General features: G+C 63.5%; 17 protein-coding genes. 4 read left to right on the top strand and 13 right to left on the bottom strand.

The window, feature by feature from the left end; all coding sequences use genetic code 11:
- Positions 1-93: 93 nt before the first annotated feature.
- Positions 94-1,143 carry a GlxA family transcriptional regulator gene (locus DQ397_RS23560; RefSeq protein ID WP_052352424.1) on the top strand — a complete coding sequence of 350 codons (1,050 nt, stop codon included), beginning with the start codon at positions 94-96 and terminating at the stop codon, positions 1,141-1,143.
- 48 nt (positions 1,144-1,191) lie between these two features.
- On the opposite strand, the gene DQ397_RS23555 is transcribed toward DQ397_RS23560, so the two are convergent.
- Both DQ397_RS23555 and DQ397_RS23550 read right to left on the bottom strand, forming a co-directional pair.
- The gene (locus DQ397_RS23555; RefSeq protein ID WP_043208996.1) at positions 1,192-2,139 is read right to left on the bottom strand and encodes a choline ABC transporter substrate-binding protein; all 948 of its coding nucleotides are present in this window, start codon (positions 2,137-2,139) and stop codon (positions 1,192-1,194) included.
- A gap of 51 nt (positions 2,140-2,190) precedes the next feature.
- Positions 2,191-2,940 (bottom strand): class II aldolase and adducin N-terminal domain-containing protein, encoded by a 750-nt coding sequence (locus DQ397_RS23550; RefSeq protein ID WP_043208997.1) that lies wholly within the window; start codon positions 2,938-2,940, stop codon positions 2,191-2,193.
- Positions 2,941-3,143: 203 nt separating this feature from the next.
- Here DQ397_RS23550 and DQ397_RS23545 point away from each other — a divergent pair, with 203 nt between their 5' ends.
- On the top strand, positions 3,144-4,613 hold the full coding sequence (locus DQ397_RS23545; protein WP_043208998.1) for an aldehyde dehydrogenase family protein: 1,470 nt from the start codon (positions 3,144-3,146) through the stop codon (positions 4,611-4,613).
- An 8-nt stretch (positions 4,614-4,621) separates the two neighbouring features.
- Here DQ397_RS23545 and DQ397_RS23540 read toward each other — a convergent pair whose 3' ends face one another.
- The 4 genes from DQ397_RS23540 to DQ397_RS23530 all read right to left on the bottom strand — a co-directional run bounded on the left by DQ397_RS23540 (position 4,622) and on the right by DQ397_RS23530 (position 6,483).
- Complete coding sequence (locus tag DQ397_RS23540) at positions 4,622-5,446, bottom strand: ABC transporter substrate-binding protein (protein WP_043208999.1); 825 nt, start codon at positions 5,444-5,446, stop codon at positions 4,622-4,624.
- Positions 5,447-5,581: 135 nt separating this feature from the next.
- On the bottom strand, positions 5,582-5,731 hold the full coding sequence (locus DQ397_RS24595; RefSeq protein WP_168166359.1) for a hypothetical protein: 150 nt from the start codon (positions 5,729-5,731) through the stop codon (positions 5,582-5,584).
- A 9-nt stretch (positions 5,732-5,740) separates the two neighbouring features.
- Positions 5,741-5,974, bottom strand: coding sequence for a PLD nuclease N-terminal domain-containing protein (locus DQ397_RS23535; RefSeq protein WP_043209000.1), 234 nt, complete (start codon positions 5,972-5,974; stop codon positions 5,741-5,743).
- A 110-nt stretch (positions 5,975-6,084) separates the two neighbouring features.
- Positions 6,085-6,483, bottom strand: a complete 399-nt coding sequence (locus tag DQ397_RS23530) for an NUDIX domain-containing protein (protein WP_043209002.1) — start codon at positions 6,481-6,483, stop codon at positions 6,085-6,087.
- Between the two features lie 357 nt (positions 6,484-6,840).
- Between DQ397_RS23530 and DQ397_RS23525 the strand changes: the two genes are divergently transcribed.
- Both DQ397_RS23525 and DQ397_RS23520 read left to right on the top strand, forming a co-directional pair.
- Positions 6,841-7,260 (top strand): general stress protein, encoded by a 420-nt coding sequence (locus DQ397_RS23525; RefSeq protein WP_043209003.1) that lies wholly within the window; start codon positions 6,841-6,843, stop codon positions 7,258-7,260.
- A gap of 60 nt (positions 7,261-7,320) precedes the next feature.
- Positions 7,321-8,196: a manganese catalase family protein gene (locus DQ397_RS23520; RefSeq protein WP_043209006.1), complete on the top strand. Its 876-nt coding sequence runs from the start codon at positions 7,321-7,323 to the stop codon at positions 8,194-8,196.
- 45 nt (positions 8,197-8,241) lie between these two features.
- Here the strand turns inward: DQ397_RS23520 and DQ397_RS23515 are convergent, their stop codons facing one another.
- The 7 genes from DQ397_RS23515 to DQ397_RS23480 form a co-directional block, all read right to left on the bottom strand.
- Complete coding sequence (locus DQ397_RS23515; protein WP_043209008.1) at positions 8,242-8,751, bottom strand: ferritin-like domain-containing protein; 510 nt, start codon at positions 8,749-8,751, stop codon at positions 8,242-8,244.
- A 140-nt stretch (positions 8,752-8,891) separates the two neighbouring features.
- Positions 8,892-9,416, bottom strand: a complete 525-nt coding sequence (locus tag DQ397_RS23510) for a hypothetical protein (protein WP_043209010.1) — start codon at positions 9,414-9,416, stop codon at positions 8,892-8,894.
- A 20-nt stretch (positions 9,417-9,436) separates the two neighbouring features.
- On the bottom strand, positions 9,437-10,513 hold the full coding sequence (locus DQ397_RS23505; RefSeq protein WP_043209011.1) for a M28 family peptidase: 1,077 nt from the start codon (positions 10,511-10,513) through the stop codon (positions 9,437-9,439).
- Between the two features lie 18 nt (positions 10,514-10,531).
- Positions 10,532-10,813 carry a DUF6555 family protein gene (locus tag DQ397_RS23500; protein WP_043209012.1) on the bottom strand — a complete coding sequence of 94 codons (282 nt, stop codon included), beginning with the start codon at positions 10,811-10,813 and terminating at the stop codon, positions 10,532-10,534.
- A 423-nt stretch (positions 10,814-11,236) separates the two neighbouring features.
- Positions 11,237-11,455 carry a hypothetical protein gene (locus tag DQ397_RS23490; RefSeq protein WP_043209014.1) on the bottom strand — a complete coding sequence of 73 codons (219 nt, stop codon included), beginning with the start codon at positions 11,453-11,455 and terminating at the stop codon, positions 11,237-11,239.
- A 58-nt stretch (positions 11,456-11,513) separates the two neighbouring features.
- Positions 11,514-11,978 carry a hemerythrin domain-containing protein gene (locus tag DQ397_RS23485; protein WP_043209016.1) on the bottom strand — a complete coding sequence of 155 codons (465 nt, stop codon included), beginning with the start codon at positions 11,976-11,978 and terminating at the stop codon, positions 11,514-11,516.
- Between the two features lie 119 nt (positions 11,979-12,097).
- Positions 12,098-12,388, bottom strand: a complete 291-nt coding sequence (locus DQ397_RS23480) for a hypothetical protein (protein WP_043209018.1) — start codon at positions 12,386-12,388, stop codon at positions 12,098-12,100.
- Between the last annotated feature and the right edge of the window lie 227 nt (positions 12,389-12,615).

Raw genomic sequence — 12,615 nt, 5'->3', positions numbered from 1 at the left:
GACCCGCTGCGCTTGGATAGGCGCAGCGGGCCTTTTCTATGAACGAGGCGCCGGCCCATGCAGCCGACGCCCATTGTCGAGCCTGGTGCAACCATGAACCGATCCGAAACCCTTGGCCTTCAATGGCAGGGCCCCGCCAGCCCTCCCCTGCGCATCGGCATCCTGTTGTTGCCGTCGTTTTCCAATTTCGGCCTGGCCTCGCTGATCGAGCCATTCTCGATCGCCAACTGGCTGGCCCAACGCAGTCTGTTCCAGTGGACCCTGCTCTCGGTGGACGGCCAGCCCGTGCCCGCCAGCAACGGCCTGCTGGCCAGCGCCCAGGCAGGCATCGGCGAGCACACCGAGTTCGACGCCTGCGCGGTGATTGCCAGCTTCGACGTGCACCGCCATGCACGCAACCCGGCGCTGAAGGCCTGGATCAAGCGCCAGGCCGCATTCGGCGCAATCATGGTCGGCATCGAGACCGGCACCGAGCTACTCGCCGCCGCCGGCGTGCTCGATGGCCATCCGGCGGCGGTGCACTGGGACAACCTGCAAGGCTTCCAGGAAAGCTACCCCAAGGTCCAGGCGTGCGCGCAGCTCTACTCGCTGGGGCGCAAGCGTCTGACCTGCGCGGGCGCCACCGCCGTGCTGGACATGGTCCTCAACTGGCTGGATCACCTGGCCGGCGGCAATCTGGCGCGCGAGGTGGCCATGCACATGCTCATCGAGCAGGTGCGTGAGCCGCAGGTCCAGCAGGCTGAGGGCTATCGCCGCAGCCTGCACGCCCAGGCGGGCAAGATGGGGCGGGCCATCGAGCTGATGGAGCAGCACCTGGAAGAGCCGCTGAGTTGCGAGGCCATCGCCGAGCGGGTGGCGCTGTCGCGTCGGCAACTGGAGCGCCAGTTCATGCAGCACACCGGCCTGACGCCATTGAAGTACTACCTCAGCCTGCGCCTGGCGCGTGCGCACAACCTGTTGCAGCAAACCCGCATGAGCGTCGCCCAGGTAGCCGCCAGCGCTGGGTTCGGCTCGTTGGAGCACTTCTCCCGCGCCTACCGCGCCAAGTTTGGCTGTGCGCCGAGCAATGACCGTTCGCAGAGTTTGAACGCGCCGGTCATGCGTCAACCGTTAGGGCATGACCGGCAGCCGTTGGCGATCTAAGCGCAATGCGAACCTTTGGGGCCGCAACGCGGCCCCGGGGGCCTTGCGCTAGAGCCCCAGGTAACGGCGCACCGCCGACACGCCCGGCTGGCCATCGAAGGTCGTCACCCCCGCCAACCAGCTGTCCAGCACCTGCGGATTGCGCTTGAGCCATTCACGCGATGCCAGCGCAGGCTTTCGCTTGTCGTTGAGGATCGCGCCCATGATCTGACTCTCCATCCCAAGCTGGAACTCCATCCGCGATAACAGCGCCCCAACGTTCGGGCACTCCTGGCCAAAGCCTTTGCGGGTGTGGGTATCGACCACCGCAGCGCCATAGTTGGGCCCGAAGTCGTCATCGCCGCCACTGAGGTAGCGCATCGACAACTGGGTGTTCATCGGGTGCGGCTCCCAGCCCAGGAACACGATCGGTTTTTTCGAGCGCACGGCCCGGCGCACCTCCACCAGCATGCCGGCCTCGCTCGACTCGACCAGGCGAAAATCCTTGAGGCCGTAGCGATCCTTGTCGATCAGGCCTTGGATGATCTGGTTGCCGTCGTTGCCCGCCTCGATGCCATAGATGCGCCCCTGCAACTGGTCCTTGAGCCGGGCGATGTCCTTGAAATCCTTGAGCCCAGCCTCGTAGGCATAGTCCGGCACCGCCAGGGTGTACTTGGCGCCGGTCAGGTTGGTGCGCACCCGCTCGACGCTGCCTTTTTCCAGAAACGGCGTAGAGATCGCCGCCATCGAGGGCATCCATGCGCCGAGATAGACATCGATCGTCTTCATCTCCATGGCTTGGTAAGCCATCGGGATCGACAGCATCTGCGTCTTGGTCTTGTAGCCCAGGCCCTGCAGCACGGTGGTGGCAAGGCCTGTAGTGGCAGCGATGTCGGCCCAGCCGACCTCGGCGAAATGCACGGTCTGGCAGGCGACGGGGTCCCCCGCCTGGGCGGTGGCAAAGGCTGCGGCGAACAGCGATGCGGCGAGCACGGATACGGCTGTTTTCTTCGGCATGCGAGCGACTCCAGAACGGTTGAGGGTGGGCGTGGCAAAGGGTTGGGACGTTCAGGCGCGGTAGTCCGGCTCCTGTTCATCGAGGATTTCCTGCAGCGCGGCAAAATGGCGGGTGGCGAAGTCCGGGTAGTCCAACCACTGCCGGGCCGTCTTGCGCGCCACGGCGTCGCTGGCGATGCGCAGCGGGCGGCCGGTGGCCAGAGCGGTGAGGTAAAGCTCGCAGGCGCGCTCGAAGTAGTAGAGATCGTCGAAGGCCTGGGCCACGCTGGGCGCCGCCACCAGTACGCCGTGGTTGCCCATCAGCAGGATCGGCTTGTCGCCCAGCTGACGACTCACTCGCTCCGCTTCATCCCCCAGGCCCATGCCATCGAAACCCTCGTCGATGGCCACGCGCTCGAAGAAGCGCATGGCGTTCTGCTCGATCGGCGGCAGGCGTGAATCGGCCAGGCAGGCCAAGGCCGTGGCGTACTTGGAATGCACATGCAGGATGCAGCGCGCGTGCGGGTGCTGGCGATGCAAGGCACCGTGCAAAGCCCAGGCGGTGATGTCCGGCGCCCCGGGGCGCTGCAGGGCCGAAGGATCATCGGCATCGAGCAGCAACAGGTCGCTGGCGCGCATCCTGGAAAAATGCCGCCCATAGGGGTTGATCAGAAAGCGCCTTCCGTCCTCGGACACGGCCAGGCTGAAATGGTTGGCGATGGCCTCGTGCATGCCCAGGCGGGCAGTCCAGCGAAACGCGCAAGCGAGCTCGACGCGGGGCTGGGCATGGGCGTCTAACACGGCGATGGATGGGTTGTGCATGGCAGTTCCTCGGGCTTCGAGCGCACCCCCCGGGTACGCATTCACATCCCCGAGTCTAGGGAGCACACAACCGAGGACTTGACGCGATGCGACCTGGCTTGTCGCGAATGCACGGGCGGTAATGGCTGTCGCATTCGGTCAAGATCGCGCCCAGGGGCCTGGCTATGGTGCGGTCATTTCCAATGCACACGAGGAAACGCAGCATGGCGCATCATCAGCTCTTCATTGCAGGACAGTGGCGTGAACCGCACAGCAAGCGCTATCGGGAAATCATCAACCCCGCCGACGAAACCCTGCTCGCCCTGGCGCCAGAGGCAAGCGCCGACGATATCGATGCCGCGATCGACGCTGCCCGCCACGCCTTCGACCACGGCCCCTGGCCCCAGCTGCCGCCGAACGAGCGCAGCGCCGTGCTGCTGCGCATCGCGGCGGCCATCGAAACCGATGCCGCCCATCTGGCGCGCCTGGAAACCCTCAACACTGGCAAGACCCTCGGCGAAAGCGAGGCCGACCTGGCCTGCGTGGTAGCCACCTTCCGCTACTACGCGGGGCTGCTCGAAGCGCGCACCGACATCGCCCATCCCCAGGCGCCCGCCCATGTCATCAGCGTCACGCGCCATGAGCCGGTGGGCGTCTGCGCACTGATCGTGCCGTGGAACTACCCGCTGCTGCAGACCGCCTGGAAACTCGCGCCCGCCCTGGCCGCAGGGAACACGGTGATTCTCAAACCCAGCGAACTGACGCCGCTGAGCGCCTTGCACCTGACATCGCTGCTGGCCGCCCTCGCGCTGCCGCCCGGCGTGTTCAACCTGGTTTGCGGCGATGGCGCCGTGGGCCATCGCCTGGCGCTCAGCGCGCGGGTGGACATGCTGTCGTTCACCGGTGGCGCCAATGCCGGCGCCAAGGTCATGCAGGCCGCCAGTGGCAACTTCAAGCGCCTGGCCCTGGAACTTGGCGGCAAGAACCCGAACATCGTGTTCGCCGACGCCGACCTGGACGTGGCGCTGGACCAAGCGCTCAACGCAGTGTTCTTCAATGCCGGGCAAGTGTGCTCGGCCGGGTCGCGCCTGCTGCTGGAGGCGAGCATCCATGACCGCTTCGTCGAGCGCCTGGCCGAACGCATCGAAGCCATCGTCCTGGGCGATGGCTTCGACAGCCGTACGCGCATGGGCCCGCTGATCTCGGCGGCGCATCGGGATCGTGTGCTGGCACTGGTCCAGACGGCGCAAGGCGAAGGCGCCCGCCTGAGCGCAGGTGGCCATATCCCCAGGGACGCGCACTTGAGCAAGGGGTTCTGGCTGCGCCCTACCCTACTCACCGAGGTCCAGGCCGACATGGGCATCGCCCGTGAGGAAATCTTCGGGCCGGTGATCACCGTCGAGCGCTTCACCGACGAGAACCATGCCGTTCAGCTTGCCAACGATACGCCCTATGGCTTGGCGGCGGGCGTGTGGACCGCAGACCTAGGCCGGGCCCATCGTCTGGCGCGGCGGCTACGGGTGGGGACGCTTTGGGTGAACGACTACAACGTGGCCTTTCCCCAGGCGCCCTGGGGCGGCTTCAAGGCCAGCGGCATTGGCCGCGAGCTGTCGGCGGCAGGGCTAGAGGAATTCAGCGAACTCAAGCATGTGCTGCTCAACTGCGAACCCCGAGCGCTGAACTGGTTCAAGTGAGGCCGCCATCAAGGCTTGCCCGTCGTACCCGACCGAGCCTGCTGGTCCTGCCAGCGCTTGAGGTTTTGCTCCAGCAGTTGCCTGGGCACGGCACGGTCGAGCAGGTCGGTGAGTTTTTGTGCCAGTTGCGCCCGTAGCTCGGGCTGGTTGCAGGCCGAGTGATGGGAGAGGGTCAGGTACAGCCCTTCGCTGGAAACAGGCGGCGCCAGCGCCTGCACTTGCTGGGAGATGCCCAGAGTGCGGGCCAGCGCCAGTCCTGGGTAAAGCTCGTAGATGACGTAGTCGTTGCGTTTGAACAACAGCTTGCGAAACGCTTGGTCCGCGCTGGGGACCGCTTCGAGTTTCAGGTGAGCGTTGGCGTAGTCGTCAAATTGCTGGCCGTAGCTGTTGTTGACCAGGGTGCCACCGCTGCGCCCTTGCAGGTCGGCCCACCCTGTGTAGGAAAACGGGTCGTCGTGACGCACCCAGACCACGCTGGGCGTGTTCAGGAACGGCGGGGGAATGAAATCCATGGTGACTTCGCGCGATGCGGTACGAAAGGCGCCGGCAATCAAGTCGATCCGCCCGCTCTTGACCTGCTCCTGCGCACGCGACCACGGCCCGCCATAGACCACGTCGATCTCAAGCCCCAGTTCGCTGCCAAGGCGCTGGAGCAGATCGGCATTGGCGCCGATCAGGCGTTGCGGGTTCTGCGGGTCGCGCCACAGGTAAGGCGGGTACTCGGGATTGCCTGTTGCCACCAAGTGCTTGCACGGCGGCGCTGCCCCGGCAGCCGCCGGGGCAAGCAGGAAACACATCAGTGACAAGAGCATCGGTCGATAAAGCTTGCGCATGGGCGCCCTCGGTTCGGTCGTACCCGCCTATCTCGACGATGCAAGTGTAGCGTCGATGCAGGCTGCGAGCACGACGCCCCGAAAGCCTCGCGCCAAGCGTGGGTAGACCTTTAACCATGCCCAACTTGGGCAGGCTCAGTGGCGTTTGCCTTTGTCCCGCGCGGCCTTTTGCGCCGTCGAGTCGTGCGCAGTACCGGTCGAGCCATCAGGACGATGGGCGTCGTTGTCGCGTTCGGCCTCACCCTTGGGCGGGCGCTTAGCAGGTTCGTGGGTAGCTTGGGTCATCGTCCCCTCCTATCCTTTGCTGTGCTCAGGCGAAGTCGGTCCGGTGCCACGCTTGATGCCGCGCGGCCCGGCAACGCCCCAGATGGCCAGCCCGATCACTGGGAACAGCACCAGCAGCAACGACCACAGCACTTTGGTGCCGTCGGACTTGTCGCTGCGGAACACGCTGACGATGGCCCAGAGATCGACTAGCAGAATGATCGCCACCAGGGCGATCCAGAAATACGTGACAGGATCACTCATATCCGCCTCCTCTTGCGATTCGAAAAAACCACAGGTGTGAACAGAGGAAGGCGCACGGCGGCGTAAAGTTCAGACAGCTTCGTTGACCGCGGATGAATGGGCCGGCGCTGTCACACCGGTGCCGACAACACCGGCAGCTCCTTGGCCAACAAGGCAGCGGCGGTGCTGCTCAATTGCATACGGCCCAGCACGCTGCGCAGCACCCATTTGCAGGCCACGATTTCGTTGCTGGGCACCGGCCGTGTCCGCTCGCCGAGGTTGATGGTGAAGATGTGATGAAGCACATTGCCAACCGGCAATGTACACAACGCATGCAAGCCCTGGCAGTGTAAAGAGGCTTCCTCGCGCAACTCTCTAATGGCGGCCTCTTCCGGCGTCTCGCCCGGTTCGATGACGCCGCCTGGCAGGTTCCACCTCGCGCCTTTCTTGCGTACGAGCAGGACCTTTCCGTTGCGTAGACAGACGATCGTGGCGCGGGCTTTGGCTGTGCGGTTTTTCTTTGCAGGCATACCGGGTGTTCTGGGCAAAGGTTCGGGTATCGGCAGCGCCGACTGACGCTTCTTCCCTGAAGACCTGCACACCTGACGCCCCGTTCAAGCGAAGGGACACATACCAATCGAATCTCACCCACAGTGCCAGCGCCTTGCGAATACTTGCGCGAAGGTCATCCGTAAAGCAACAACCTGCGCACCCGAAAGCAGTGCGAGACAAGCCAGTGTTATTGGCTTTGGCACCTCAAACGCCGGTCCGTCAATCCTTAAAGCAACCCGTCAGCAAATTCCAATTCCTTTTGCGAGGCGCAATGCCTCGCCCTTGTCACTACTAGACACAGACCTTCCTGTGTAGATGACATGAGGTGAAAGATCATGGCTGACAACCAAGACAAACAAAGCAACCAAGGCGGCAGCGCCAACACCAACCCAGGCAACTTCGCCAACGACCGGGAGAAAGCTTCTGAAGCTGGGCATAAAGGTGGCCAGGCGTCCGGTGGCAATTTCAAGAACGATCCTGAACGCGCCTCCGAGGCCGGCCACAAAGGCGGCCAGATGTCCGGGGGTAACTTCAAGAACGATCCTGAGCGCGCCGCCGAAGCCGGTCACAAAGGCGGCCAAATGTCCGGGGGCAATTTCAAGAACGACCCTGAACGTGCCTCTGAGGCCGGCAAGAAAGGCGGCCAGGCGTCCGGCGGCAATTTCGCCAACGACCGTGAAAAGGCCTCCGAAGCCGGTCGCGTAGGCGGCCAGCACAGCCATGGGGGCGGCCGTAAAAGCGACGACGACCGCTAACTTCCCACCGATTGCCGGGGCGGTTCTGCCGCCCCGGCGCTGTTGATGAGGCACATTCCAATGTTCATGCACAACAAACGCCTGCAGTACACCGTGCGGGTGGCGCAGCCCAATCCTGGGCTGGCCAATCTGCTGCTCGAACAGTTCGGCGGCCCCCAAGGGGAACTGGCCGCCGCCATGCGCTATTTCACCCAGGCCGTGAGCGAGGATGACCCAGGGCGCAAGGACCTGCTATTCGATATCGCCACAGAGGAACTGAGCCACCTGGAAATCATCGGCTCGATCGTGGTGATGCTCAACAAGGGCGCCAAAGGCCAACTGGCCGAGGGCATCGAGGCCGAAGGCGAGCTCTACCGCTCGCTGACCGGTGCCGGTAACGACTCGCATATCACCAGCCTGCTCTATGGCGCCGGCGCACCCTTGGTCAATTCCGGCGGTGTGCCCTGGTCGGCGGCCTACATCGATACCATTGGCGAACCCACTGCAGATCTTCGCTCCAACATCGCCGCCGAAGCCCGTGCCAAGATCGTCTACGAGCGGCTGATCAATGTCACGGACGATCCCGGCATCAAGGATGCCCTGGGCTTTCTCATGAGTCGGGAAATCGCTCACCAACTGTCTTTCGAAAAAGCCCTGCATGCCATTCAGCCCAACTTCCCCCAAGGCAAGCTGCCAGGAGATCCTGAGTTCAACAACACGTACTTCAACCTTTCCAAAGGTGGCGAAATGCGCGGGGCCTGGAATGAAGGACAAGACTGGGTCTATGTGGAACAGCCTCAACCGGCTGTGGATGGCGGCGATGGCGAGGCCTCGGTACAGCTCGACGCGCAGTCGCAAACCGCATTGGACGCGATGAAAACCAGGACGATGTCCAACCCCCAGGCCCAGCCTCTGACCGGGGCGGAGCTTGGCAAGGTCAACAACGGTCAGGAGTAGGATGGGGACCCGCACCGGGCAAAACGCCGGTGCGGGTGATTGGCTTCAGCGTTTGGCTTCGGCATCCGGATCGGCGGACCGGGCCAGGAAGGCACGGGTCACTTCCGGCAGGTGGTCCTTCAGCCATTCGGCCATGGCCACTTCTTCCTTGAGAATCGACCTACAGGCCTGTGCGGTGGCGCTGTCGCCGGCCGCCTCCGCCGCCTCGATCAACACGGTATACGAGGCGATCTCCATGTTTTCGAAGACATAGCCGGCCATGGCCCCTTTGACCACCTCGTCGCTCATGGCCATGCCGCCCACTGCCTGCCCGAAGGCCATGAGTTTGGCTGCCATGTCCTTGAACACCGAAGTGCTTCCGCCCAGGCGCTCGATGCACTCGACCAGCACGCGCTGCTGCCCTTGGGTTTCTTCGATGTGCTGGACGATCCGTGCCTTGAGGGTGGGGTAATGCTCGAGGCGTTCAGCCTGCCCTTTGAGCATGCTCTCGGCTTGCTGTTCCATGGCATGGGCATCTCGCAGCCAGTCGAGCAGATTGTCGGTAATGGATGTCATGTCGCGTTGCCTCTTTGGGATGATGGGTACTGCTTGTGAAAGCCAGTTCCCCGCCTCGACTCTGTCGAACCGACAGGCGGGCATGCGGCTACGCTAAAGGCGCCACGCGGCCTCGCTTCGACTGCCAGGCCCCGCGCACATCACAACACCTGGATTGCCACCGCATAACCCCCTAGGGCCAGCCAGAACACCAGGAATACCCAAGGAGTGCGCAACGAAAACAGCAATGACTTGCGATACCCAGGTCGCGAGATTTCCGTCTCGCAAAACAGTGGTGACTCGTCATAAGCCAACCCCATCAAGGGCTCGCTGCGCAGCAGGTGGCTCTGCTTGAACTGCCAATGGTCGATGATCTTGTAGGCCGCGCGAATGCCCGGCCAGGCACTCAACGAACTCAACGCCCCCAACAGGGCGAGAAACGGCGGCACGATCACGGTGAACGCCGCCCCCCAGTCCGGATTGAGATTGCCCATGGAGGAAACGAACGCGATGACCAGAAACGACTGGGCCGCAAGAAAGGCATCGGTGCGGTTGGCCAGGATGCTCGTCTCGTACTGGATTTCCCGGCGGTAGAAATCCAGACGCTCCTTGGGAGAACCGAACAGCTTGGCATTGCGCTCGCTGATTTCGTGCTCAGGGGTTGCGGGGGTGATGATGCGCGGCACCGGTCGCTCCTGGGAGAGGTTCAACGTGGATTGTGGGGGGCTGATGGGGTTTGCGGCGCCAGCGCGTATTCCACCAACGTCGCTGCACAGGCCGTGATGCCATCGCCATGGATCATCTCGAAGCCATGGGTGTTCTCCGTGGGAATGGCCAGGCAGCCTGCCTGCGCCGCGACACCCGCGCTCATGACCGCGCTCGCGTCACTGGCGAAATCCACCAGCAAGGCGGCTTGCGGCCTGTACCCGGCGCGCTGCGCCGCCGCCGTCAGCCCATGGACGACACTACGGCTGTAGAGACCTTTTTGATCCCCGGTATTGATGATCGGGTCGGCGCTCAACCGGGTACCGTACTCGTCCAGCACCGGGCCCACTTCGACTGCCACGGTAGTATCGCCCGGCAGGCGCGCCGCGGCGTACATGGCTCCGGCGTTGGACTCTTCCTCCAGGGTGGTGAAGACGAACCAGACATCCTGGCGCAGCCCGGCGCGGCGCGCCTTAAGATCACGGGCACAGCCCAGCAGCGCTGCCACCGGCGCGCGATCATCGAGAAAATGCGCCGCGATGCAGTCGTTGACCGCGTAGGGTTGGCGCCAGTGCCGGCTGAGCACGACCCGCGTGCCAGGCCTGATCCCGGCGCGTTCCAGTGCAGCGGTATCCTGGCGTGTGACCACGTGCACGTCCTGCCAGTGCACGTCACCAGATAGGACTTCGCGACCATTGGTGGAGCGGCCGCTGTTGTGCATCGAGCCATAGGAGAGCACGCCCGGCAGGCACTGCTGGTCGCCGAGCAGCTCCACCGGGCACACGCCAAAACTGATCGGTTGCGCGCCTCCCAGTGCCAGTACTTCGAGCGTGCCGTCGGTCTTCACGCGCTTCACAATCATGGCGATCTCATCCATGTGCGCCATCAATCGGATGCTCTGTTCAGGCTCGCAAGGCTGGGTTGCGCGCAGCACGCCGAGCACGTTGCCGGCGCGATCGATGCGGGTTTCGTCGCAGTGACGAGCCAGTTCGCGCTGGCAGATGTGCCGGACTTCATCCTCCTGCCCGCCCGGTCCGCGGGCCAGCAGCAGTGCGTGGAGTAGCGGATCGATTTCCATGATGACGTGCCCCCGGGCTCATGAGCCGTTGAACTTCTTCACATCGATGGGCGGGGCGACGAATTCGGGCCCCTGCCCCGCTGGACGCCAACGCACGTTGGCCAGGCCGTAGCGCTCGGCCATGGGTCGGCTGACCTTCTTGATCGTGTGCTGGCCGAACCGTGGGATGATGCCCACGCCCGCATCGCAACAGGCCCAATGCCAGGCCTCGGCATTGTCCATGCGCCCCAGGCGGATGATGAACGTGCGGTACTCGCCATGGAGTTCGTACTCGATCACAAACAATTGCTGCCCTGCCATCACAAGCCTCCTCAGTGGTTCCAAGCCTATGGAGCAGGGGCAGGGAAAGAAAATTCATTCGAGATTCACACGCTTGGTACAGTCGCCCCAAACGACCGCCGGAACGCTCGCAATGAACCTTGGCCCCGCTCTCGGGCTCGATTGCCAAAGCGCGCAGGAAAACGGCCATGAATGCATTCAACGAGCCTTTGGAGCGGGAGCGACGCAAGCGCCTGGCGATCGATTGCTGGTTCGCCCTGTTCGACGATCACACGCTACGCCAGGACTGCCCCAGCACCTACCACGAGACGCTGTTGCGCCAAGCGGATGAAATGGACCGACTCGGGTTGGTGGAGTGGACCGAATGGCGCGACCTGCGCCGGCTGGCCGACCGGGCGTTCCTCAGGGCGGTCGCCGGTGCGGACTACCATCCGGCCACACCGCTCAGGGTTGTTGGTAGTGGGCCGGGGATGTGCCCGGCTCATGTTCATGCTCGATGCGCTGCACCTGTACATCGGTGAACGACGATGACTCGCCGCGATGCAGCCCCTGCAGATAGCTGCGCGCGCATTCCACGCTGATGTCCTGTTCGTCGCTGCGCATTTCGCAGGTGCCTGGTTGGTTATCGAGGATGTAGCTGATCAGAAACAGATGACTGGCCATGGACGGCGCTCCTGTCGAGAAAATGAAACGCGACCGGCTACCCGGTCGCGTATGGGCGTCAGGCGGCGCTCTGGTCGGCCTTTAGCATTTTCTTGTGGGCCTGCATGGCGACGCCCATCTCCTCGAGCGCCTGCTTGCCCAGCAGCTTCTTGGCAGTCGGAAAGAGCTCGCCTTCCTCCTCCTCGATATGGTGCTCCAGCAGCTCCTTCATCACCTTGACCCTGCCTGCGAATTCCACGGTGCCAGTGTCGGTCTGCAGCAAGTCGGGCAAGACCAGCGAGTCGACGGTGCGGTGTTCCTCCTTGGCCTCGTAGTACATTTTCTCCTCTTCCTTGCCCCCGGCCTGCTTGATGGCCGGGTAGAGGATCTGCTCTTCGAGCGCGGTATGGATCTGCAGCTCCTGTTCGATGCGGGCGAGCAACTCACTGCGCTTTTTCACGGCGCGCTCGGTGGTGCTGGACAGTTCCTCGAGCAGTTTCTTGACGGTTTCATGATCCTGGATCAGCAGTTCGATGGCATTCATTGTCGGGCCTCATCAGTCGATGGAATACAAAGACTTGCCCTGTGTGGAGTCATCGCCCGCTACGTCGGTTCGTGGTGGCCGATAAATGGCAGCGCACCGGCCGCGCCGCGGGGTGTCGGTCACTTGGCGCAGGCGGGGACCGCGACGCGCTCGCCGGCTACCCACCTGGCGCGGCCCACCCCCCAGGCCAGCGCCCGGGTCATGGTCTCGCCTGGGCGAGCATCGAACGCTTCTTCGTGCAAGGCCTTGCCGCCACGTGCATACACACCGATGAACAACTGCGTGGCCCCGGTGCGCGACAGCCTTACCTGCACATCGATACAGGTGCCATCGTCGAGCGCCTCCTGATGCGTTCGATGATGAAGGGTCGCATCAGCCCAGTTCCAAAACACATTACCCCTGATACGCATGTCGGCCTCCTGCGACTCCTGTCCAGAGCGCCACCCTATCGAAACCGCCCTGGCATGCAACCTCCATGGGCAGGAATGAGAACTGAATCAGACAACCGGTGGGCTACCCTGCAATCAGGCTAATGATCGTCCAGCATTGGTCTAATGCTGCCGCCCTCGAGCTGCGCTGCGCTGCGCCTGTGCTAGCGTTTCCTGATTGGGTGTCCTGCCCTCCTGCCTATAAGAAT

Source organism: Pseudomonas sp. CK-NBRI-02, from assembly GCF_008124495.1.
GTDB lineage: Bacteria > Pseudomonadota > Gammaproteobacteria > Pseudomonadales > Pseudomonadaceae > Aquipseudomonas > Aquipseudomonas guariconensis.
Note: the sequence above shows the minus strand (reverse complement) of the source record. Positions and strands in the feature narration are given on the sequence as shown.

What these genes read in the sequence shown, in the direction of transcription:
- DQ397_RS23505 (WP_043209011.1), bottom strand. Translation starts at nt 10,513, where the DNA reads ATGGAAATCGATCCGCTACTCCACGCACTGCTGCTGGCCCGCGGACCG.
- DQ397_RS23560 (WP_052352424.1), top strand. Translation starts at nt 94, where the DNA reads ATGAACCGATCCGAAACCCTTGGCCTTCAATGGCAGGGCCCCGCCAGC.
- DQ397_RS24595 (WP_168166359.1), bottom strand. Translation starts at nt 5,731, where the DNA reads ATGACCCAAGCTACCCACGAACCTGCTAAGCGCCCGCCCAAGGGTGAG.
- DQ397_RS23515 (WP_043209008.1), bottom strand. Translation starts at nt 8,751, where the DNA reads ATGACATCCATTACCGACAATCTGCTCGACTGGCTGCGAGATGCCCAT.
- DQ397_RS23550 (WP_043208997.1), bottom strand. Translation starts at nt 2,940, where the DNA reads ATGCACAACCCATCCATCGCCGTGTTAGACGCCCATGCCCAGCCCCGC.
- DQ397_RS23535 (WP_043209000.1), bottom strand. Translation starts at nt 5,974, where the DNA reads ATGAGTGATCCTGTCACGTATTTCTGGATCGCCCTGGTGGCGATCATT.
- DQ397_RS23520 (WP_043209006.1), top strand. Translation starts at nt 7,321, where the DNA reads ATGTTCATGCACAACAAACGCCTGCAGTACACCGTGCGGGTGGCGCAG.
- DQ397_RS23500 (WP_043209012.1), bottom strand. Translation starts at nt 10,813, where the DNA reads ATGGCAGGGCAGCAATTGTTTGTGATCGAGTACGAACTCCATGGCGAG.
- DQ397_RS23480 (WP_043209018.1), bottom strand. Translation starts at nt 12,388, where the DNA reads ATGCGTATCAGGGGTAATGTGTTTTGGAACTGGGCTGATGCGACCCTT.
- DQ397_RS23545 (WP_043208998.1), top strand. Translation starts at nt 3,144, where the DNA reads ATGGCGCATCATCAGCTCTTCATTGCAGGACAGTGGCGTGAACCGCAC.
- DQ397_RS23525 (WP_043209003.1), top strand. Translation starts at nt 6,841, where the DNA reads ATGGCTGACAACCAAGACAAACAAAGCAACCAAGGCGGCAGCGCCAAC.
- DQ397_RS23540 (WP_043208999.1), bottom strand. Translation starts at nt 5,446, where the DNA reads ATGCGCAAGCTTTATCGACCGATGCTCTTGTCACTGATGTGTTTCCTG.
- DQ397_RS23555 (WP_043208996.1), bottom strand. Translation starts at nt 2,139, where the DNA reads ATGCCGAAGAAAACAGCCGTATCCGTGCTCGCCGCATCGCTGTTCGCC.
- DQ397_RS23530 (WP_043209002.1), bottom strand. Translation starts at nt 6,483, where the DNA reads ATGCCTGCAAAGAAAAACCGCACAGCCAAAGCCCGCGCCACGATCGTC.
- DQ397_RS23490 (WP_043209014.1), bottom strand. Translation starts at nt 11,455, where the DNA reads ATGGCCAGTCATCTGTTTCTGATCAGCTACATCCTCGATAACCAACCA.
- DQ397_RS23485 (WP_043209016.1), bottom strand. Translation starts at nt 11,978, where the DNA reads ATGAATGCCATCGAACTGCTGATCCAGGATCATGAAACCGTCAAGAAA.